Source organism: Polaromonas sp. UBA4122, assembly GCA_002381615.1.
In the GTDB taxonomy this organism is placed as follows: domain Bacteria; phylum Pseudomonadota; class Gammaproteobacteria; order Burkholderiales; family Burkholderiaceae_C; genus Polaromonas.
In genome coordinates this window covers 12,562-31,106 of record DFWY01000141.1, presented here as the reverse complement: position 1 = coordinate 31,106, position 18,545 = coordinate 12,562, and the positions used below count along the sequence as shown (strand labels likewise).

The 18,545-nt window shown below is 59.5% G+C and carries 19 protein-coding genes; 15 read left to right on the top strand and 4 right to left on the bottom strand.

Annotated features, from left to right (window positions below; genetic code table 11):
* The 4 genes from B3F77_RS17180 to B3F77_RS17165 all read left to right on the top strand — a co-directional run.
* A partial coding sequence (locus tag B3F77_RS17180) for a U32 family peptidase C-terminal domain-containing protein (RefSeq protein WP_293606125.1) occupies positions 1–387 on the top strand: 387 nt, incomplete at its 5' end.
* Between the two features lie 399 nt (positions 388–786).
* Positions 787–1,287, top strand: a complete 501-nt coding sequence (locus B3F77_RS17175; RefSeq protein ID WP_293606124.1) for a pyridoxamine 5'-phosphate oxidase family protein — start codon at positions 787–789, stop codon at positions 1,285–1,287.
* Positions 1,288–1,415: 128 nt separating this feature from the next.
* On the top strand, positions 1,416–1,646 hold the full coding sequence (locus B3F77_RS17170) for a hypothetical protein (RefSeq protein WP_293606123.1): 231 nt from the start codon (positions 1,416–1,418) through the stop codon (positions 1,644–1,646).
* Positions 1,622–1,804 (top strand): hypothetical protein, encoded by a 183-nt coding sequence (locus tag B3F77_RS17165; RefSeq protein WP_293606122.1) that lies wholly within the window; start codon positions 1,622–1,624, stop codon positions 1,802–1,804. The genes B3F77_RS17170 and B3F77_RS17165 overlap by 25 nt, the downstream gene beginning before the upstream one ends.
* Before the next feature lie 214 nt (positions 1,805–2,018).
* Here the strand turns inward: B3F77_RS17165 and B3F77_RS17160 are convergent, their stop codons facing one another.
* The 4 genes from B3F77_RS17160 to B3F77_RS17145 all read right to left on the bottom strand — a co-directional run bounded on the left by B3F77_RS17160 (position 2,019) and on the right by B3F77_RS17145 (position 7,399).
* Positions 2,019–4,634 carry a bifunctional aconitate hydratase 2/2-methylisocitrate dehydratase gene (locus B3F77_RS17160; RefSeq protein WP_293606121.1) on the bottom strand — a complete coding sequence of 872 codons (2,616 nt, stop codon included), beginning with the start codon at positions 4,632–4,634 and terminating at the stop codon, positions 2,019–2,021.
* A gap of 67 nt (positions 4,635–4,701) precedes the next feature.
* Positions 4,702–5,370, bottom strand: coding sequence for a hypothetical protein (locus B3F77_RS17155; protein WP_293606120.1), 669 nt, complete (start codon positions 5,368–5,370; stop codon positions 4,702–4,704).
* Between the two features lie 35 nt (positions 5,371–5,405).
* Positions 5,406–6,392 (bottom strand): HpcH/HpaI aldolase/citrate lyase family protein, encoded by a 987-nt coding sequence (locus B3F77_RS17150; protein WP_293606119.1) that lies wholly within the window; start codon positions 6,390–6,392, stop codon positions 5,406–5,408.
* Between the two features lie 20 nt (positions 6,393–6,412).
* Positions 6,413–7,399, bottom strand: a complete 987-nt coding sequence (locus B3F77_RS17145; protein WP_293606118.1) for a malate dehydrogenase — start codon at positions 7,397–7,399, stop codon at positions 6,413–6,415.
* 261 nt (positions 7,400–7,660) lie between these two features.
* On the opposite strand from B3F77_RS17145, the gene B3F77_RS17140 reads away from it, so the two are divergent.
* From B3F77_RS17140 to leuB, 11 genes are all read left to right on the top strand, one after another.
* Positions 7,661–8,446: a GntR family transcriptional regulator gene (locus tag B3F77_RS17140; protein ID WP_293606117.1), complete on the top strand. Its 786-nt coding sequence runs from the start codon at positions 7,661–7,663 to the stop codon at positions 8,444–8,446.
* 117 nt (positions 8,447–8,563) lie between these two features.
* The gene (sdhC, locus tag B3F77_RS17135) at positions 8,564–9,010 is read left to right on the top strand and encodes a succinate dehydrogenase, cytochrome b556 subunit (protein ID WP_293606116.1); all 447 of its coding nucleotides are present in this window, start codon (positions 8,564–8,566) and stop codon (positions 9,008–9,010) included.
* Between the two features lie 74 nt (positions 9,011–9,084).
* Positions 9,085–9,450 (top strand): succinate dehydrogenase, hydrophobic membrane anchor protein, encoded by a 366-nt coding sequence (gene sdhD, locus B3F77_RS17130; RefSeq protein ID WP_293606115.1) that lies wholly within the window; start codon positions 9,085–9,087, stop codon positions 9,448–9,450.
* 48 nt (positions 9,451–9,498) lie between these two features.
* Positions 9,499–11,295: a succinate dehydrogenase flavoprotein subunit gene (gene sdhA / locus B3F77_RS17125; protein WP_293606114.1), complete on the top strand. Its 1,797-nt coding sequence runs from the start codon at positions 9,499–9,501 to the stop codon at positions 11,293–11,295.
* A gap of 20 nt (positions 11,296–11,315) precedes the next feature.
* Positions 11,316–12,020: a succinate dehydrogenase iron-sulfur subunit gene (locus B3F77_RS17120; protein ID WP_293606113.1), complete on the top strand. Its 705-nt coding sequence runs from the start codon at positions 11,316–11,318 to the stop codon at positions 12,018–12,020.
* A gap of 22 nt (positions 12,021–12,042) precedes the next feature.
* A complete protein-coding gene (locus B3F77_RS17115; RefSeq protein WP_293606112.1) occupies positions 12,043–12,372 on the top strand; it encodes a succinate dehydrogenase assembly factor 2 in 330 nt (109 codons plus the stop codon).
* A gap of 20 nt (positions 12,373–12,392) precedes the next feature.
* Entirely contained in the window at positions 12,393–13,703 is a 1,311-nt protein-coding gene (gene gltA / locus B3F77_RS17110) for a citrate synthase (protein WP_293606111.1), read from the top strand.
* Between the two features lie 298 nt (positions 13,704–14,001).
* Complete coding sequence (locus B3F77_RS17105; RefSeq protein WP_293606128.1) at positions 14,002–14,988, top strand: LysR family transcriptional regulator; 987 nt, start codon at positions 14,002–14,004, stop codon at positions 14,986–14,988.
* 29 nt (positions 14,989–15,017) lie between these two features.
* On the top strand, positions 15,018–16,469 hold the full coding sequence (gene leuC / locus B3F77_RS17100; RefSeq protein ID WP_293606110.1) for a 3-isopropylmalate dehydratase large subunit: 1,452 nt from the start codon (positions 15,018–15,020) through the stop codon (positions 16,467–16,469).
* Positions 16,470–16,485: 16 nt separating this feature from the next.
* On the top strand, positions 16,486–17,136 hold the full coding sequence (leuD, locus tag B3F77_RS17095; RefSeq protein ID WP_293606109.1) for a 3-isopropylmalate dehydratase small subunit: 651 nt from the start codon (positions 16,486–16,488) through the stop codon (positions 17,134–17,136).
* Between the two features lie 95 nt (positions 17,137–17,231).
* Complete coding sequence (gene leuB, locus B3F77_RS17090; RefSeq protein ID WP_293606108.1) at positions 17,232–18,302, top strand: 3-isopropylmalate dehydrogenase; 1,071 nt, start codon at positions 17,232–17,234, stop codon at positions 18,300–18,302.
* Positions 18,303–18,545: the final 243 nt, after the last annotated feature.

Below are 18,545 nucleotides of genomic sequence, written 5' to 3'. Positions count from 1 at the left end.
TGTATAAGAGACAGATTCAACCCCGCCCTGATCACCGAGCTGGAAGGCCTGGCGAATCGCGGCTACACCAGCGGCTTTCTGGAACGTCGCCCGGCGGAGGATTACCAGAAGTACGAATCCGGCAGTTCCGAAATGCGCCGCAGCCAGTTTGTCGGCGAGGTAAAAAGCACGAAGGACGGCTGGGCCGAGGTAGAAACCAAAAACCGCTTTCAGGTCGGCGACACGCTGGAAGTCATTCACCCCGGCGGCAACCGCACAGTGCAAGTGACGAGCATGAAGAGCCTGGACGGCGAGGAAATCAGCGTCGCCCCTGGCAGCCCGCTGCGCGTGTGGATTCCACTCGATGCGCCCGCCGACGGGGCGCTGCTGGCACGGATTTTTGAATAAGAAATAGGGACCTAGCCGCCGCCCAGCTTGCGGGAGCCGCTATTGACTCAATAGCAAAAAGAAAAGCGACCCGAGCTTTCCGCCATCGTCTGTTGCCCGCGGGCTTTGCGTATGAGTGCCACGCAGCCGCTGCGCAGCGGCCATGGTGCAAGGTATTTTCCTGCTCTCCTACAGGAGTCAACCGTCCTTTATTTATCAACAAAAAGTTCGTATAACCCAATAAGTACGGGCTCGAACAGCTCTGTTTTCTACCGCAACTTTCCTGCCATCCGAGTCACTGCTGCACCCCGTTCGCATTGTCAGCAAATGACCACAGGGGCTTGCGCCAGCTGCTGACGGCCAGGCCACGCTCGCAAGAGTAGATTGGATACTTCTCATTGCAACCTGACAGGAAACTCCATGAGCGACTCGAAATCCGATCACAAAACCCTCTGGGAGTTGATCAAGGACATCCGCTTCGGCATGCTCACACACCGCCACGACGATGGCATGCTCCACAGCCATCCACTGACGACACAAAACAAATCCCTTGACGAGGTGTTGACCCTTTACTTCTTTATTTTTGACAAATCGGAGCTGGCCAGCGGCGTGCGCCAGGACGGCAACGTCAACGTTTCCTATTCCAGCCCGGACGACGACAGTTATGTCTCGATCGCAGGCAATGCTCGCGTGGTGCGCGACCCCGCCAAGGTCGAGCAGCTTTGGACGCCGGCCGCCGAGGCCTGGTTTCACGGCGGACCCACCGACACCGACCTCGCGCTGCTCGAGGTCGATATTGTTCATGCCCAGTACTGGAACGTTGAAGAAAGCAAAATGACCCGAATCCTCAAGAAGGCCAAGGCAGCGCTGACCGGCGAGCGTCCGCAGCCAGGCGGTCACAAGGAAGTGAATGTGACCTGACCTTGACCCTCGTCTGCGGCGCGTGGCGCCCGACTGGGGGAAAGTGACCGCAGGCCAGGCGGCCCAATGGCCCGCTTGCGCCATGTCCCGCATCTTGACGCCTTGGACTTGACCCCCCGGAGCCGCCCATGCCCTTTATTTCTTTCAGCAAGGCCGCGGGCCCAGTGGCGCCAGACGACGTCCACATCAACACCCAAGCCGTGTTGTGCGTCGAGGCGTCGGGCCCTGACCTGCTGGGCAAGACGATGATTCATCTGCTGGGTCAAGGCATAGCTGTCAATGCCGTCAACGAGTCGCTGGGCACCGTGGTGAGCGGAGCGCCATCGACGGCCTGGTGGCCAGTACACGCCACTACCTGACTGCGCCGCCCGATGACGGTGCCAGCACTGTTTTCCTCTGCTGGCACAACGTCAGCTACGTGCGCCACAACCTGCCGATCGCACCGACATTCTGGTACGTCAGATTTATTGACGGCTCAGAATTGCGCATCGTCGACCCGCTGCCCGCCAGCCTCTAGAAACCTGTTCCGAGCTTGCTCGCGACAAAGCCGTGACGAAAAAGCTGTGGGATGAAGGGAAGTCGCCGAGAGGAGGCCCTGCGGGGCTGGTAACAGCCGTCAAGGCAATAGTCCCTGATCGACCCACTCGTGCCTGAAGATTTGATGAGCTGCTCTGAGGGCCAAAGCAAAAAAAACGGCCCAAAGACCGCTTTTCTATTGAAACAGGCGAACCTTATGCAGGTGCGCCGTCTTTCACGGTCTCAGCCAGGTCGGTGTAATCCTTGACCTGGTCAAAGTTCAGGTACTGGTAGACCTTGTCGCTGGCGGCCGTCAGCACGCCCATGTCGGCCATGTACTCGGCTTTGGTCGGAATGCGGCCGAGCTTGGAACAGATGGCGGCCAGTTCGGCAGAACCCAGGTACACGTTGGAGTTTTTGCCCAGGCGGTTAGGGAAGTTGCGGGTGGAGGTGGAGAACACGGTGGCGCCCTCTTTCACCTGCGCCTGGTTGCCCATGCACAGGCTGCAGCCCGGCATTTCCATGCGCGCACCGGCCGAGCCCAGCACACCGTAGTGGCCTTCTTCGGACAGTTGCTTGGCATCCATCTTGGTCGGCGGCGCCATCCAGAGCTTGACGGGGATGTCACGCTTGTTCTCCAGCAGCTTGGACGCTGCGCGGAAGTGGCCGATGTTGGTCATGCACGAGCCAATGAAGACTTCGTCGATCTTGGCGCCGGCGACTTCGGACAGCGTTTTCACATCATCCGGATCGTTCGGGCAGGCCACGATGGGCTCGTGAATCTCGGCCAGATCGATTTCGATCACGGCGGCGTATTCAGCATCCGGGTCGGCCTTGAGCAATTGCGGGTTGGCCAGCCAGGCTTCCATGGCGGCGATGCGGCGCTTGATGGTGCGCACATCTTCGTACCCCGTCGCAATCATCCACTTGAGCATGGTGATGTTGCTGGTGATGTACTCGATGATGGGTTCCTTGTTCAGATGAACCGTGCAGCCGCCGGCGGAACGCTCAGCCGAGGAGTCGCTCAATTCAAAGGCTTGCTCGACCTTCAGGTCAGGCAGGCCTTCAATTTCCAGAATGCGGCCTGAAAAAACGTTTTTCTTGCCCTGCTTGGCAACGGTCATCAAGCCCGCCTTGATGGCGTACAGCGGAATCGCGTTGACCAGGTCGCGCAGCGTAATGCCGGGCTGCAAGGTGCCCTTGAAGCGCACCAGCACGCTCTCTGGCATGTCCAGCGGCATCACGCCGGTGGCGGCGCCAAAAGCCACCAGGCCGGAGCCTGCAGGGAAGCTGATGCCGATCGGAAAACGCGTGTGGCTGTCGCCGCCCGTGCCGACGGTGTCGGGCAGCAGCATGCGGTTGAGCCAGCTGTGGATGATGCCATCGCCGGGACGCAGGCTGATGCCGCCGCGCGTGCTCATGAACTCAGGCAACTCGTGGTGCATCTTCACGTCGATGGGCTTGGGATAGGCCGCCGTGTGGCAGAAGGACTGCATCACCAGATCAGCGCTGAAGCCCAGGCAGGCCAGGTCTTTCAACTCGTCGCGCGTCATGGTGCCCGTGGTGTCCTGCGAGCCCACAGACGTCATCCTGGGTTCGCAATAAGTACCGGGGCGCACGCCCTGGCCTTCAGGCAGGCCAACCGCGCGGCCGACAATTTTCTGGGCCAGCGTGAAGCCGCGGCTGCTGGCTGTCGGGCTTTGCGGCAACCGGAACAGGGTGGACACGGGCAAGCCCAGCCCGGCACGCGCCTTGGCGGTCAGGCCGCGGCCGACGATCAGCGGAATACGGCCACCAGCGCGCACTTCGTCAAACAGCACATCGCTTTTCAGCTTGAAACTGGCAATGACCTGGCCGTCTTTCAGCGCCTTGCCTTCGTAGGGGCGCAGTTCAATCACATCGCCCATGGCCATCTGGCTCACGTCGAGCTCGATCGGCAACGCGCCGGAGTCTTCCATGGTGTTGTAGAAAATTGGCGCGATCTTGCTGCCCAGGCAGATGCCGCCAAAACGCTTGTTGGGCACGTAGGGAATGTCATCGCCAGTCCACCACAGCACCGAGTTGGTGGCCGACTTGCGCGAGGAGCCCGTGCCGACCACGTCGCCCACATAAGCCACGAGGTTACCCTTGGCCTTGAGTTCGTCAATGAACTTGACCGGGCCGCGCTTGCCGTCTTCTTCAGGCGTGACGCCGGGGCGGGCATTTTTGTGCATGGCCAGGGCGTGCAGCGGAATATCGGGGCGGCTCCAGGCATCCGGGGCGGGAGACAGATCGTCGGTATTGATTTCGCCGGCGACCTTGAAGATCGTCAGCTTGATGGATGCGGGCACTTCAGGGCGGCTGGTGAACCACTCGGCATCGGCCCAGCTTTGCAGCACGGCTTTGGCGTAGGCATTGCCCTTGTCGGCTTTTTCCTGGACGTCGTGGAACTGGTCGAACATCAGCAGGGTGTTTTTCAGGCCGCTGGCAGCTTGCTCAGCGACGCTCTCATTGGCGTCGTCCAGCAGCGCGATCATCGGGCTGATGTTGTAGCCGCCCAGCATGGTGCCCAGCAGTTGCGTGGCTTGCACGCGTGAGATCAGCGCGCATTGCTCGGTGCCTTGCGCCACAGCCGCGAGGTAGCTGGCCTTGACCTTGGCCGCGTCGTCCACACCGGCTGGAACACGGTGAGTGATCAGCTCCACCAGAAACGCTTCTTCACCTTTGGGCGGGTTTTTCAGCAGCTCAATGACCTCGGCGGTCTGCTGCGCCGTCAGAGCCAGCGGGGGAATGCCCATTACCGCGCGTTCGGCGGCCTGGCTGCGGTAAGTTTGTAAAAACTCGGATGACATGCGGGCTACTCCTGGTTTCAAAATCGTTGAAAAAATCGTAGGGGAATCGTGGGTCCAAAAATCGTGCTTACCTGGCGGCTGGCGCAGGCAGCGTCGGCGCTGCGGCCGGGGGTTCTACAGCGGCAATGGCCGTTGGGGTCGCTACGGGCTTGGGCGCATCCAGAATGCTGGGGGGTGGATTAAGCTTCAAATTTTCGGCCACAACCATTTGCGCCGGGCTCATGCACTCGTCGGCCAGGCGAATGCCCAGCTTCTGGTTCATCAGCATTGATTTGTTGGCCAATTGCAGCCACACCGCGCCTGCCTTCTGGTCTTCCAGTCGAATGGCACCGGTCGAGGTGAGCACCGGGAACATGCGGTATTTGAAATTTTTGCCCTGCATGTCGAAATAGCCCGGTGCTTTGGCGTCTTGAACCAGCGTGACCGATGCACCGAGTTCGCAAGGCAGGTGGCCCACCTGCACACGCTCGGCAATGGCCAGCTCGGCCGGGGTCAGTGCGGCTTCGGCGGCTTCAATCCCTGCAGCCATGTTCTTGGCGTCGCTCTTGAGACGGGTGCGGCTTGCGCTGACTGCGTGTTTCTTTTTGGCAGCGGTCGCCGCTGGCTTGGTGCCTGCAACGGCAGGTTTTACCGTCTTGGTGGTGGGGGCCGTTTGCGCCGTTGCCAGGTTGGCGGCAGCCATTAAAACGGTGGCGGCCAACGTGGCGGCAAGGGTGGTGGTGTGGGTGGCTTTCATGCGGCTCTCCTGAAATGATGTGATGTGATGAAGCTTTAGCGAACGGCTGTCTGGAAATAGATTTTCGCCTCGGCGGGAAGCGCCCGGCCTGTCTGGTGCGCACGCTCGAGCACCTGCCAGAAGTAGCGGTAACTCGCGCGGTCGTGCAATTTACCCTCAAAACCAATGGGAGCCCAATCAGCACGGGCGGCACTAGCTATTATTTTTGTAGCATCCTCGATCTCGCGTTCAGTGGGGGCGAAGGCCTCCAGGATGGGGCGGATCTGGCTCGGATGAATGCTCCACATGCGGCTGTAGCCCATCTCGCGAGCATGGCGTGCGGCTATTGTCATCGCCTCAGTGTCATTGAACTCGGTGACCACACAATGTGAAGGCACCTTTCCGTGAGCGTGGCAGCTAGACGCGATCTCTAGCTTGGCGCGCACCACGAGGGGGTGGGTGAACTGGCCCCGGCTGCTCATGCCATCGGCCGGAATCGCGCCCCCATGGGCAGACACGAAATCCATGAGGCCGAAGCTGAGCGACTGCACCCGGGGATGCGCGGCGATTTCAAAGGCGCGATGCACAGCCGCTGGTGACTCGATCAGCACATGCAGCGGCAAATGGTCAGCCGACGCTGCCAACAACGCCTGCTCGGCCTTGATCACATCCTCCACGGATTCGACCTTGGGAACCGTGATGTGCGAGAGCGTGCGCGCCAAATTTCCGGCGATGACGGCCATGTCCGATTCAAACGCAGGATGATCCACCGCGTGCACGCGAACAGCGACGCGGGCTTTGTCACTGGCGAGTGTTGCCAGCGCCACCACCATGGCCGCATGCTCGGCTTCACCACCCACCGGCGCGCCGTCCTCGCAGTCCAGCGTCACGTCAAAAACGCAGGTGCCAAACTCTTCGATCATGTCGGCCTGCAACTGCAGGCTTTTGCGCATCCGCGCCTCCACGCCGCTGTAATGGTCGCAAACAGGCAGGAAACCTGTTGCGGCCTGAGCGCCAAGAAGAACTTCGCGCGGATGTCTCATTGCTTGATAAGGGTATGGAATCAAAGCAGGTGAGCTACGCCGGCTTGCTCATCCTGCAATTCCTTAAGCGTCTTGTTGATGCGCTCCTGGCTGAACTCGTCAATCGCGAGACCTTCGACCAGTTTGTATTCGCCGTTTTCGGTGGTGACGGGGAAACCGAACATCACATCTTTTGGAATACCGTACTGGCCGTCCGATGGAATACCCATGGTGACCCACTTGCCGTTAGTGCCGAGCGCCCAGTCACGCATGTGGTCAATTGCTGCATTGGCAGCCGATGCAGCGGAAGACACGCCACGCGCCTCGATGATGGCCGCACCACGCTTGCCCACGGTGGGCAGGAACACGTCGCCATTCCAGACCTGGTCGTTGATCAGGTCCTTGACGTTTTTTCCATCCACGGTGGCAAAGCGGTAATCGGCGTACATCGTGGGCGAGTGGTTGCCCCAAACAGTGAGTTTTTCAATGTCGGCCACTTTGGTGCCGGTTTTGGCAGCGATCTGGCTCAGGGCGCGATTGTGGTCCAGGCGCAGCATGGCGGTGAAGTTCTTGCGTGGCAGGTCTGGCGCGCTCTTCATGGCAATGTAGGCGTTGGTGTTGGCAGGGTTGCCAACGACCAGCACCTTGACATTGCGGCTGGCGACGGCGTTGAGCGCTTTGCCTTGTGCCGTGAAAATCTGTGCATTGGCGGCCAGCAGGTCGGCGCGCTCCATGCCGGGGCCGCGCGGGCGAGCACCCACCAGCAATGCGTAGTCGGCATCTTTAAAGGCGGTCATTGGGTCGCCATGGGCTTGCATGCCGGCCAGCAAGGGGAAGGCGCAATCGTCGAGTTCCATCATCACGCCTTTAAGCGCTTTCTGTGGGCCTTCAACCGGGACTTCCAGCAACTGCAAAATAACAGGCTGGTCTTTGCCGAGCATTTCGCCAGAGGCAATGCGGAACAGCAATGCGTAACCGATTTGGCCTGCTGCACCAGTAACGGCAACACGGACGGGTTTTTTGCTCATGACGAAACTCCAGTAAGTTAAAAATTACGTGAAACAGGATGAGGGGTGAGAAGCTTGGCACCAACCTTGGGAACTTCGGATAAATCTGGGCAGGTTCAATCTCCTGAGAGATACCCGAAACGCTTAGGCGGTGCGTTGCGCTCAGCCAAACATTTTACGCTTGAAAAATGCCACACGCCAATTTGTCTTATATCTTATATAAGATATGATTTACATTTAGTTTCCATGCATGCCGAGCCGCCGTATTAACCCACTGTCTTTATGGCAACCACCTCATCTTCATTGACCGACACAGCCACAGCCGCCAACGAGGCGGGCGCTGCCCCAGCATTCAGTCCGCTATATCAGCAGATCAAAGTATTGATTTTGCAAAGTCTGCAGGAGGGCGAGTGGAAGCCGGGCGAATTGATTCCCAGCGAGATGGACCTTGCCGCGCGCTTTCGCGTCAGCCAGGGCACGGTGCGCAAAGCGATTGACGAGCTCGCCGCCGACAACCTGGTGATGCGACGCCAGGGTAAGGGCACCTTTGTCGGCACGCATGCCGAGCAGCAGGTGCAATACCGCTTCCTGCGGCTGATGCCAGACAGTGGCGACACCCACAACGAGGGCCCGGCTGAGCGGCAGATCATCGACTGCAAACGCCTGCGCGCACCCGCGGACATTGCCCGCGCCCTGGCCCTGCGCACGAGCGATGCCGTGCTGCAGCTGCGCCGTGTACTGGCCTTCCAGAGCGTGCCCACCATTCTTGAAGACGTCTGGCTGCCCGGTGGCCCGTTCAAGGGCCTGACCGCTGACCGGCTGGCCAGCTACCGCGGCCCGATGTATGCGCTGTTTGAAACCGAATTTGGTGTGCGCATGGTGCGTGCCGAAGAAAAAATCCGCGCGGTTGCCGCCGATGCGGCTTCCGCCGAACTGCTGAAGGTGCCGGTGGGTGAGCCGCTGTTGAGTGTGGAACGCACGGCCTATACCTACAACGACCAGCCCATGGAGTTGCGTCGGGGCCTGTACCGCACCTGCAAGCACCACTACAAAAACGAGCTTAGCTGACGATAACACGCAAGAAGCTGCAAAGTTTTGTAAATGACTTTGCAATAGAATTAAAAAGTTCGGCGCGTCACCGTATCTCCGGTTACCACGCAATTACACTCAAGAAAGCCAAAAAAAATGACACAGCTGGCATCCAAACAGCGTCCCAAGCGGCCCGAGTTCCGCAACATCAACGCTTTTAAAGACCTGACGACCTACCGAATGACCCCGGCAGCCTGGGTTTCCGTCCTGCATCGCGCCAGCGGCGCCATCATGTTCCTCCTGATGCCCTTCATCATCTGGATGTTCGACACGTCGATTTCTTCCGAGATTTCATTCGCCAGGTTCAAGGCCGCCTTCAACGTGGGCATGCTGGGCCTGCCCGGTGTGCTGTGGAAACTGGTCGCACTGGCCCTGATCTGGGCCTACCTGCACCACTTCATCGCAGGTCTTCGTCACCTGTGGATGGATACCAACCACGCGGCCGTCAGCAAGGAATTCGGCAAATCGTCAGCCATCTTCACGCTAGCGGTGAGCATTGGCCTCACGCTTGTGCTGGGTGCCAAGCTGTTTGGCATTTATTAAAACTGAAAGTTTGCGGGACAGTCCGCAGCCGCAAAGCGGCAAGCTCTGTCCTCAACTGATTAAAGGAGCACACCATGTCTGTCAATTACGGCGCCAAGCGCATTACTGTCGGCGCTCACTACGGTCTGCGTGACTGGCTGGGCCAGCAAGTGACCGCGGCCCTGATGGCCCTGTTCACCCTGATGGTTCTGGCCCAGCTCATTTTGAGCAAAGGCCCCATCGGCTACGACAGATGGGCCGGCATCTTCTCGTCACAGTGGATGAAGGTATTGACCTTCACCGTCATCATCGCGCTGCTGTACCACGTGTGGGTCGGCATGCGCAACATCTGGATGGACTACATCAAGCCAGTCTGGTTGCGCCTGTGCCTACAGGTAGCCACCATCGTCTGGCTGATTGCTTGCGCGGGCTGGGCCATTCAGGTTCTCTGGCGCCTTTAAGCTATTAGCCACCTCTGGCCGTAACAGACAACTGAGACCAAAAAAAACATGACCGCTACCTCCAAACTTCCCAAGCGCAAATTTGACGTCGTCATCGTAGGTGCCGGCGGCTCCGGCATGCGCGCTTCGCTGCAACTGGCTAGAGCCGGTCTGAACGTGGCCGTCCTCTCCAAAGTGTTCCCTACACGTTCCCATACCGTGGCGGCGCAAGGCGGCATTGGTGCCTCTTTGGGCAACATGGCCGAAGACAACTGGCACTATCACTTCTATGACACCGTCAAGGGTTCCGACTGGCTCGGCGACCAGGACGCGATTGAATACATGTGCCGTGAAGCGCCCAAAGCCGTGTACGACCTGGAACACATGGGCATGCCCTTCGACCGCAACCCCGACGGCACGATTTACCAGCGCCCATTCGGCGGTCACACCGCCAACTATGGCGAAAAGCCCGTGCAGCGCGCTTGCGCCGCAGCCGACCGCACTGGCCACGCCATGCTGCACACGCTGTACCAGCAAAACGTCAAGGAAAAAACCAGCTTCTTCGTGGAGTGGCTGGCCATGGACCTGATCCGCGACGCTGATGGCGATGTGGTAGGCGTCACCGCACTGGAAATGGAAACCGGTGACGTGCATATCTTTGAGGCCAAAACTACCCTGCTGGCCACCGGCGGCGCCGGCCGTATTTTTGCTGCGTCGACCAACGCCTTTATCAACACTGGTGATGGTTTGGGCATGGCTGCGCGTGCAGGTATTCCATTGGAAGACATGGAGTTCTGGCAGTTCCACCCCACCGGCGTCTATGGCGCCGGCGTGCTGCTGACTGAAGGTTGCCGTGGCGAAGGCGCCATTTTGCGCAACAGCAATGGCGAGCGCTTCATGGAGCGCTATGCGCCCGCCTACAAAGACCTGTCACCACGTGACTACGTGTCGCGCTGCATGGACCAGGAAATCAAGGAAGGCCGCGGCTGCGGTCCCAACAAGGACTACATCAATCTCGACATGACCCATCTGGGCGTCGAGACCATCATGAAGCGCCTGCCTTCGGTGTTCGAGATTGGCCACAATTTTGCCAACGTCGATATCACCAAGGAACCGATTCCGGTTGTTCCAACCATCCATTACCAAATGGGTGGCATCCCGACCAACATCCATGGCCAGGTGGTGATGCCGAAGGACGGTGACCCTAACAGTGTCGTGAACGGCTTGTACGCGGTGGGCGAATGCTCCTGCGTGAGCGTGCACGGCGCGAACCGGCTGGGCACCAATTCGCTGCTCGACCTGCTGGTGTTCGGCCGCGCTGCCGGCAACCACATTGTTGAATTCAACAAGACCAGCACCGCGCACAAGCCCCTGCCTGCCGATGCCGCTGACAAAACCATGGTGCGCATTGAGCGCCTGGACAACGCGACCACCGGCGAATATTCACAGGACGTGGCCGACGACATCCGCGCGACGATGCAGCAGCATGCCAGCGTGTTCCGCACCCAGGCCATCATGGACGCGGGCGTGGCGAAAATCGCCGCACTGCGTGAACGCGTCAACACCATCGGTCTGAAAGATAAATCAAAGATTTTCAACACCGCGCGCATCGAGGCGCTGGAAGTGGAAAACCTGATCGAGGCCGCGCAGGCCACCATTGTCTCTGCCGCTGCCCGCCACGAAAGCCGCGGCGCGCATTCGGTCGACGATTACTCCGACACCCCCGAGCATCCCAATGGCCGCAACGACACCGACTGGCATAAACACACCCTGTGGTACAGCGAAGGCAGTCGTCTAGCCTACAAGCCGGTGCAGATGAAGCCGCTGACGGTTGAGTCGGTTCCCCTCACCGTTCGCTCCTTCTAAAAATACAAGCGGAAACCCTCATGACCAAACGTACTTTCCAGATTTACCGCTACGACCCTGACACCGATGCCAAGCCCTATATGCAGACCATCGAGGTCGAACTTGACGGCACCGAGCGCATGTTGCTTGACGCCCTGATGAAGCTCAAGGCCGTCGATCAGTCTATTTCATTCCGCCGCTCCTGCCGCGAAGGTGTTTGCGGCTCGGATGCGATGAACATCAATGGCAAGAACGGCCTGGCCTGCCTCACCAACATGCTGACGCTAAAGGGAACCATCGTTTTGAAGCCGCTGCCGGGCCTGCCTGTAGTGCGCGACCTGATTGTCGACATGACGCAGTTCTTCAAGCAGTACAACTCGATCAAGCCTTACCTGATCAACGACAACGTTCCGCCTGAAAAAGAGCGTCTGCAAAGCCCCGAAGAGCGCGAGGAGCTCAACGGCCTGTACGAGTGTATTTTGTGTGCCAGTTGTTCCACCTCCTGCCCCAGCTTCTGGTGGAATCCCGACAAGTTCGTGGGCCCGGCCGGCTTGCTGCAAGCCTACCGCTTCCTGGCCGACAGCCGCGACGAAGCCACCACCGAGCGGCTCGACAACCTCGAAGATCCGTACCGCCTGTTCCGTTGCTACACCATCATGAACTGTGTCGATGTCTGCCCGAAAAACCTGAACCCAACGAAGGCCATCGGCAAGATCAAGGAAATGATGGTCTTGCGCGCACTCTGAAGGCGTATTTCACATGACCGACATGAACACCACGGACGCGCTGCTCGATCAGCGGGGTTTGAGCAAGCTGAAGTGGCGCTGCCGCCGGGGTCTACTGGAAAACGACCTGCTGATCGAGAAGTTTTTTATACGCCACGAGGCGACATTAACCGTCAGGCAGGCCAAAGGCCTGAATGATTTAATGAACTTGGCTGACAACGATTTGCTGGACCTGCTGCTAAAACGCAAAGAGCCCAGCCAATTTTCTGATGCCATTGCAGGGGCAAGTGCCTCTACCCCGGAAGCACTTGAGATTTTAAACTTGCTTCGCCCTGTAGCGACCTGCCCCGGGCCCGCGACAGTCTTGATGTGAAAACATAGAAAGATCCGACCATGAAATTAGCTGACAACAAAGCCACCATATCCTTCAGCAATGGCAGCCCCAGCGTCGATTTGCCGGTGTACCACGGCAGTGTGGGCCCCGATGTTGTAGACATTCGCAAGCTGTATGCCCAGACCGGCATGTTCACCTATGACCCCGGCTTCATGTCAACCGCAGCCTGCCAGTCAGCCATCACTTACATCGACGGCGACAAGGGTGAATTGCTGTACCGTGGCTACCCGATTGAACAGCTCGCGACAAATTGCGACTACATGGAAACCTGCCACCTGCTGCTCTACGGAGAGCTGCCCAACGGCGACCAGAAAAAAGACTTTGTCAGCCGCGTGACCAACCACACCATGGTCCACGAGCAGATGCAGTTCTTCCTGCGCGGTTTCCGCCGTGACGCGCATCCGATGGCCATCATGACCGGTCTGGTTGGTGCCCTGTCGGCCTTCTACCATGACAGCACCGACATCACCAACCCGGTGCACCGCGAAATTGCCGCCATCCGCCTGATCGCCAAGATGCCGACGCTGGTCGCCATGGCGTACAAGTACACCTTGGGCCAGCCCTTCATGTACCCCATGAACAACCTGAGCTATGCCGGCAACTTCCTGCGCATGATGTTTGCCACGCCCTGCGAAGAGTACAAGGTCAACCCCGTGCTCGAGCGCGCGATGGACCGCATTTTCATTCTGCATGCGGACCATGAGCAAAACGCATCGACCTCCACGGTTCGTCTGTGTGGTTCGTCTGGTACCAACCCGTTCGCGGCTATCGCGGCCGGTGTCGCCTGCCTCTGGGGCCCCGCGCACGGCGGCGCCAACGAAGCCGCGCTGAACATGCTGGGTGATATCCAGAAAAATGGCGGCGTCGAAAAAATCGGCGACTTCATCAAACAGGTCAAGGACAAGAACTCCAACGTCAAGCTGATGGGCTTTGGTCACCGCGTCTACAAAAACTACGACCCGCGCGCAAAGCTGATGCAGGAAACCTGCAAGGAAGTGCTTAAAGAAATGGGCCTGGAAAACGACCCTCTCTTCAAGCTGGCCATGGCTCTGGAAAAGATTGCGCTGGAAGACGACTACTTTGTCTCCCGCAAGCTCTACCCCAACGTCGATTTCTACTCCGGCATCGTGCAGCGCGCCATCGGCATTCCGGTCAACATGTTCACCGGCGTCTTCGCGCTGGCCCGCACGGTGGGCTGGATCGCCCAGCTCAACGAAATGATTGGCGACCCCGAATACAAGATTGGCCGCCCACGCCAGCTGTTCACCGGCTCGACCCCGCGTGACGTGAAGCCCATGGCCCAGCGTTAAGCTGCCAAGGCTTTTAGCACTTTGCCCCAAGCCCGCCTGATGGCAACATCGGCGGGCTTTTAAATGTGCTGGCGGCAGGCCGTGCTGTCTGTTGCCGGACACCAAAAGCTATGTTTTTGATAGCTTACTGTGCCCGTCCTGTATGGGCTAGACCCTAAAAATGTTGGGTATTTTCTGAAAATTATCCAAAAGTGGCCTTTTCGGCAAGCCAGTCATCTCGTATTGCGATGACAAGGCCTCTACTATGTAGGCAAAATAGAACTCCATCGCCAAATGCGATGGCGTCACGCCAATGTCCATCAAGAGTTCCGAACGCAATTTCGCCCGCCGCATTGATCTGACATCGCTTCAACTGTTTGTTGCGGTGTGCGAGCTGGGCAGCATTGGCAAGGCGGCCGAGCGCGAATTCATTGCCGCCTCCGCCGTGAGCAAGCGCCTGAGCGATCTGGAAGCCGCGCTGAGCACCCCGCTGCTCTACCGCCACTCCCGGGGCGTTGACCTGACCCCGGCGGGCGAAAGTCTGCTGCACCATGCGCGCTCGGTGCTCTTCAGCCTTGAGAAAATGCAGGGTGAGCTGAGCGAATACGCCGACGGCGTGCGCGGCCACGTCCGCGTGCATGCCAGCATTTCGGCCATCGTGCAGTTCTTGCCCGAAGACCTGGGTGCCTTCATACGCCAGCACGCCGAGATCAAGATTGACCTGGAAGAGCACCTCAGTACCGAGGTCATCCGTGCCGTGCAGGAAGGCGCGGCAGATTTGGGACTCTGCAATACCGCCAACGGTGCGGGTGACCTGCAAACGCGGCCCTACCGGAACGACAAACTGGTGCTGATTGTTCCCAGGGGCCACGAGCTGTGCGCGCAGGGCGCTATTAATTTTGAAGCGGCGCTGGACTACGACCAGGTCGGTCTGCATTCCAACAGCTCGATTTATCTGGCCATGCGGCAGGCCGCTGCCGCCGTGGGGCGCGCCATCAAGCTGCGCATCCACGTAACGGGGCTCGACGCCATGTGCCGCATGATCGACAACGGACTCGGCGTTGGCGTGATGCCGCAGCGCGCATTTGAGCTGATGCGCGGCGTGGGCGAGCTTGAATCGGTCGAGCTGACCGACGACTGGGCGGCGCGCCAGATCCAACTGGTGGCGCGGGATTTTTCAAGCCTGCCCATGACCGCCCGGCTGCTGGTAGATCACCTTACGCAGGTCCCGCCACAACTCATGTCACAAGGCCAGCCCGTCAACGCCGCGCCCGCCACACTGACGAACGCCCACTCACCCGCCTAAAATCACCGACAGACCACGAAGGAGAACACATGGGACGCACCCTCTACGACAAAATCTGGGACGAGCACGTCGTTCACACCGAAGAAGATGGCACTTCCATTCTTTATATCGACCGCCACCTGGTGCACGAAGTCACCAGCCCGCAAGCCTTTGAAGGCCTGCGCGAGGCTGGCCGCAAGGTCTGGCGCATCAGCTCGATTGTGGCCACCGCCGACCACAACACGCCCACCACCGGCTGGGAGCTGGGCTACGACGGCATCACCGATCTGGTCAGCAAAGAGCAGATCATCACCTTAGATGCCAACATCAAGGAATTCGGCGCAGCAGCCTTCTTTCCTTTCCTGTCCAAACGCCAGGGCATCGTGCATGTGATTGGCCCCGAAAACGGCGCTACCCTGCCCGGCATGACCGTGGTCTGCGGCGACTCGCACACCTCCACCCACGGTGCGTTTGGCGCGCTGGCGCACGGCATCGGCACCAGCGAGGTCGAGCATGTGATGGCCACCCAGACCCTGCTGGCCAAAAAGGCCAAGAACCTGCTCATCCAGGTCGAAGGCACGCTGCCCAAAGGCTGCACCGCCAAAGACATCGTGCTGGCCATCATCGGCAAGATCGGCACCGCAGGGGGCACCGGCTACACGATTGAATTCGCCGGCTCGGCCATACGCGCGCTCAGCATGGAAGGCCGCATGACGGTCTGCAACATGGCCATTGAAGGTGGCGCGCGCGCCGGCCTGGTGGCGGTGGACCAGAAAACCATTGACTATGTGAAGGGCCGTCTGCTGGCCCCTGGAACAGACCCGAAAACCGGCCAGTTTGTGGGCGGCGCCGAATGGGATATGGCCGCGCAATACTGGGCCACGCTGCACTCCGATGCAGATGCAAGCTTTGACGCCGTGGTGGAGCTGGACGCCAGCCAGATCCTGCCGCAGGTGAGCTGGGGGACTTCGCCCGAAATGGTGCTGTCGATTGAAGGCAAGGTGCCCGACCCCGAGAAGGAAAAAGACGCCAACAAGCGCAGCGCCATCGAACGCGCGCTGACCTACATGGGACTGGCGCCCGGCAAGGCCATCAACGACATTTATCTCGACAAGGTGTTCATCGGCTCCTGCACCAACAGCCGCATTGAAGACATGCGCGAAGCTGCAGCCGTGGTGAAGAAGCTCGGTCAGAAAGTGGCTAAAAACGTCAAGCTGGCCATGGTGGTGCCGGGTTCCGGTCTGGTCAAGGAACAAGCCGAGCGCGAAGGCCTGCATGAAATTTTCAAGGCGGCAGGCTTTGAATGGCGTGAGCCAGGTTGCTCGATGTGCCTGGCCATGAATGCGGACCGGCTGGAGCCCGGCGAGCGTTGCGCCTCCACCAGCAACCGCAACTTCGAAGGCCGTCAGGGCGCGGGTGGCCGCACCCACCTGGTCAGCCCGGCCATGGCGGCGGCGGCGGCCGTGCATGGTCACTTTGTCGATATCCGTAAATTTGTCTGAAGGCCCTGACCCCCCTATGCAAAAATTCACCGTACACAAGGGCCTCGTGGCCCCAATGGACCGCGAGAACGTCGATACCGACGCCATCATTCCCAAGCAGTTCCTCAAATCCATCCGCAAAACCGGCTTTGGCCCCAACCTTTTTGACGCGTGGCGCTACCTCGATGCCGGCTTTCCCGGCCAGGACCCGGCCAGTCGCAAGCCGAACCCGGACTTTGTGCTGAACCAGCCCCGCTACGCGGGCGCCTCCATCCTGCTGGCGCGCAAGAACTTTGGCTGCGGCTCGTCACGCGAGCACGCGCCCTGGGCGCTTGACCAATATGGCTTTCGCGCCATCATCGCGCCCAGTTACGCCGACATCTTTTTCAACAACAGCTTCAAAAATGGCCTGTTGCCCATTGTGCTGCCCGAAGCGCAAGTGGCGCAGTTGTTCGACGAAGTACACGCCTTTCCCGGCTACACGCTGACGATCGACCTGGAGCGGCAGGTTATCGTCAAGGCGCAAGGCGAAGAGTTGCCCTTTGAGGTGCAGGCTTTCCGCAAATACTGCCTGCTCAACGGCTTCGACGACATTAGCCTGACCTTGCGCCACAGCGACAAGATCAAGGCGTTTGAAGCCGAACGCCTGGCGCGCAAGCCTTGGCTAAACCACACTGTGGCGGGCTGATCTCCGTCGCACTGCGGCGGATTCATATTTATTAGTAAAATTGACCTCTAGCCCAATAGAGACGGGCACAAGCAACTATAAAAAAGATAGCAAACATGAAAATCGCAATTCTCCCTGGTGATGGCATAGGCCCTGAAATCGTCGCCGAAGCCGTCAAGGTCCTGAACGTTCTGGACCTTCCATTTGAAACCGAAAGCGCACTGGTTGGCGGCGCCGCCTATGAGGCCTACGGACACCCGCTGCCCGAAGCCACGCTGAAGCTGGCCAAAGACGCCGACGCCGTGCTGTTTGGCGCTGTGGGTGACTGGAAATACGACACGCTGGACCGGCCGCTGCGCCCGGAGCAAGCCATTCTGGGCCTGCGTAAAAACCTGGGTCTGTTCGCCAATTTCCGCCCCGCCATCTGCTACGAGCAGCTCACGCACGCCTCCAGCCTCAAGCCCGAACTGGTGGCTGGCCTGGACATCCTCATCATCCGCGAGTTGACGGGTGACATTTACTTTGGCCAGCCGCGAGGCCGCCGCATCGCCACTGACGGCCACTTTCCAGGTTCGGAAGAAGCCTTCGACACCATGCGCTATTCGCGCCCGGAGATCGAGCGCATTGCCCATGTGGCCTTCCAGGCGGCGCGCAAACGCAGCAAGCGCGTGACCAGCGTCGACAAGGCCAATGTGCTGGAGACCTTCCAGTTCTGGAAAGACGTGGTCACTGAGGTTGGACGTCAGTACCCCGACGTGGCGCTGGACCACATGTATGTGGACAACGCGGCCATGCAACTGGTCAAGGCCCCCAAGAAATTTGACGTCGTCGTCACCGGCAACATGTTTGGCGACATCCTGTCTGATGCCGCTGCCATGCTGACCGGCAGCATAGGCATGCTGCCTTCGGCCAGCCTGAATGAAAAAAACCAGGGCTTGTACGAGCCCAGCCACGGCAGCGCACCCGACATTGCAGGAAAAGGCGTGGCCAACCCACTGGCCACCATCCTGAGCGCCGCCATGATGCTGCGCTTCAGCCTGAACCAGCCAGACGCGGCCGCGCGCATTGAAAAAGCCGTTGCCCAAGTGCTGAGCCAGGGCCTGCGCACGCCGGACATTTACAGCGAAGGCACGATCCGCGTCGGCACCGTGGAAATGGGCGATGCGGTAGTCAAAGCCCTCGCCTGAACCCTTGCGGCGCTGGCTGGCAAGTCGATACAGGCTTGTCAGCCTGGCTACAATAGAACCTATGTGCAAAGGCCCCGCACCCCTCCACTGCCCCGCCGTGCTGCGAGCGGGAAGTAGAGCGCCGGTTTTTGCCCGGATCACCACAACGACAACCATTAAAGGCTGAAAAGCCCGGTTCGTCGTGCCCACCGGCTCGATGAGCCGGGTCAAAAAGCCGATTTTTTCGTACTTTTTGAAGGGCAA

What these genes read in the sequence shown, in the direction of transcription:
- B3F77_RS17175 (WP_293606124.1), top strand. Translation starts at nt 787, where the DNA reads ATGAGCGACTCGAAATCCGATCACAAAACCCTCTGGGAGTTGATCAAG.
- B3F77_RS17170 (WP_293606123.1), top strand. Translation starts at nt 1,416, where the DNA reads ATGCCCTTTATTTCTTTCAGCAAGGCCGCGGGCCCAGTGGCGCCAGAC.
- B3F77_RS17160 (WP_293606121.1), bottom strand. Translation starts at nt 4,634, where the DNA reads ATGTCATCCGAGTTTTTACAAACTTACCGCAGCCAGGCCGCCGAACGC.
- B3F77_RS17155 (WP_293606120.1), bottom strand. Translation starts at nt 5,370, where the DNA reads ATGAAAGCCACCCACACCACCACCCTTGCCGCCACGTTGGCCGCCACC.
- B3F77_RS17150 (WP_293606119.1), bottom strand. Translation starts at nt 6,392, where the DNA reads ATGAGACATCCGCGCGAAGTTCTTCTTGGCGCTCAGGCCGCAACAGGT.
- B3F77_RS17145 (WP_293606118.1), bottom strand. Translation starts at nt 7,399, where the DNA reads ATGAGCAAAAAACCCGTCCGTGTTGCCGTTACTGGTGCAGCAGGCCAA.
- B3F77_RS17140 (WP_293606117.1), top strand. Translation starts at nt 7,661, where the DNA reads ATGGCAACCACCTCATCTTCATTGACCGACACAGCCACAGCCGCCAAC.
- sdhC (WP_293606116.1), top strand. Translation starts at nt 8,564, where the DNA reads ATGACACAGCTGGCATCCAAACAGCGTCCCAAGCGGCCCGAGTTCCGC.
- sdhD (WP_293606115.1), top strand. Translation starts at nt 9,085, where the DNA reads ATGTCTGTCAATTACGGCGCCAAGCGCATTACTGTCGGCGCTCACTAC.
- sdhA (WP_293606114.1), top strand. Translation starts at nt 9,499, where the DNA reads ATGACCGCTACCTCCAAACTTCCCAAGCGCAAATTTGACGTCGTCATC.
- B3F77_RS17120 (WP_293606113.1), top strand. Translation starts at nt 11,316, where the DNA reads ATGACCAAACGTACTTTCCAGATTTACCGCTACGACCCTGACACCGAT.
- B3F77_RS17115 (WP_293606112.1), top strand. Translation starts at nt 12,043, where the DNA reads ATGAACACCACGGACGCGCTGCTCGATCAGCGGGGTTTGAGCAAGCTG.
- gltA (WP_293606111.1), top strand. Translation starts at nt 12,393, where the DNA reads ATGAAATTAGCTGACAACAAAGCCACCATATCCTTCAGCAATGGCAGC.
- leuC (WP_293606110.1), top strand. Translation starts at nt 15,018, where the DNA reads ATGGGACGCACCCTCTACGACAAAATCTGGGACGAGCACGTCGTTCAC.
- leuD (WP_293606109.1), top strand. Translation starts at nt 16,486, where the DNA reads ATGCAAAAATTCACCGTACACAAGGGCCTCGTGGCCCCAATGGACCGC.
- leuB (WP_293606108.1), top strand. Translation starts at nt 17,232, where the DNA reads ATGAAAATCGCAATTCTCCCTGGTGATGGCATAGGCCCTGAAATCGTC.